1 protein-coding gene and 1 pseudogene are annotated in these 1,314 nt (G+C 50.8%); both read left to right on the forward strand.

Annotation, left to right across the window (positions count from 1 at the left end; genetic code table 11):
* A partial coding sequence (locus EJP87_RS18185; protein WP_193771487.1) for a hypothetical protein occupies positions 1-357 on the forward strand: 357 nt, incomplete at its 5' end.
* 437 nt (positions 358-794) lie between these two features.
* Positions 795-1,314 (forward strand): annotated as a pseudogene (locus EJP87_RS16555) (hypothetical protein); the annotation flags it as partial.

Here is a 1,314-nt window from a genome sequence, read left to right on the forward strand (position 1 = left end):
GGTGGCATGAGGGTTATTCTCAGTAATTTGGAAACCATTCTCGACCGTTTGCTCGATCCAAGCCGTTTATCAGCGGAGGAGGTCGGCTTTCTTGCCCGTGAATGGGAGGAAGGCATGGTGGCTTTGGAGCAGATTCCTGAGGCAGAGATGGCTGCGGTATCGGCTGGAGAACGGCTATATTTACGCACATGGCTGCAGAGATTGGTGCAGCGCATGCCAGAGGTTCAAGCTGCCTTGCTGGCGCACAAGGCGGAGGTGGCGGCACAACTCTTTTCGGAAAATCGCCGTGTCAAGGCGTTAAACAGCCATTATGCTGTGGAATCGCATCGGTCATCGCAGTGGAGCCAAAAGGCATAAATGAGTTAATTGCTTGTTTTGCATCTCATGCTGGCCGCATGGAGCCACTCCTGCAAGCGCTCCCATTTTCCTGTATGGTCCAGGGCAATCGCATTTGAAAACCAGAAAATTATTATGGAGTCCAGGAGGAGATTATCTCCTCCTGGTGGGTGCAGGGCAAAGCCATGCTGAAAATGTGCGGCGTTTCACAAAAGCGAATGCGTAGCATTCGCGCACGCCGCACAGATTTGTGCCCCGCAGGGGCACTCTCTGGGAGGGCGGACGCCCGACATGCACAGTTTTGCTTGTGGCAACAGTGAAGAAATTGGCAAATGCGATTGCCCTACTGTATGGTCTCTTTGTAGTCGCCCTCCCACACACTCTGTTTCATGATGATGAATGATCCTGGTAGCGATAAGGCTGAATTGTCCCAATATACAGAGGTTGGCATGTATAGCATGAGTAAACAAATTACCCGGATGTTGCATCTGGGAGTGCCCTCTGAGGAGATTCGTACCTTTCTGACACTACGCATGGGCATCGCGGAACATACGGTGCACGCATTTTTCGCGCTGTTTGAAATGGCCATTCATCTGCTGCGCATGGGGATTTTTCCCGGACAAATTGTCGAGATTTTGCAAAAGCGTGGCGTGCCATCGGCACTGGCAAACGAAATTGTTGGTGATAATCTGGTCTACTCCCGCATTTTATACCGTGCATGTCCTCTGTGTGACCAGGAGCCGCCTCACCAGGTCATCAAGGGAATAGCACATCATGCAGAATATATTCCTGCCGAAAGAGCAACTCTTCCTCCTCCCATGACCTGGCTGCAGTGCCCTGCCTGTGAGCATATGTTTACCGATGGTTATCACCAGCCCATTGTGCAACAGATGATATTCAGGTTTGAGCAGCTTGATCCGGTAACAGATGTCAAATATCTGGAATCCATGCATATTTTATCTGGTGATCGGGTCAATC

The sequence above is a fragment of the Candidatus Magnetaquicoccus inordinatus genome (assembly GCF_004217665.1).
GTDB classification, from domain to species: domain Bacteria; phylum Pseudomonadota; class Magnetococcia; order Magnetococcales; family Magnetaquicoccaceae; genus Magnetaquicoccus; species Magnetaquicoccus inordinatus.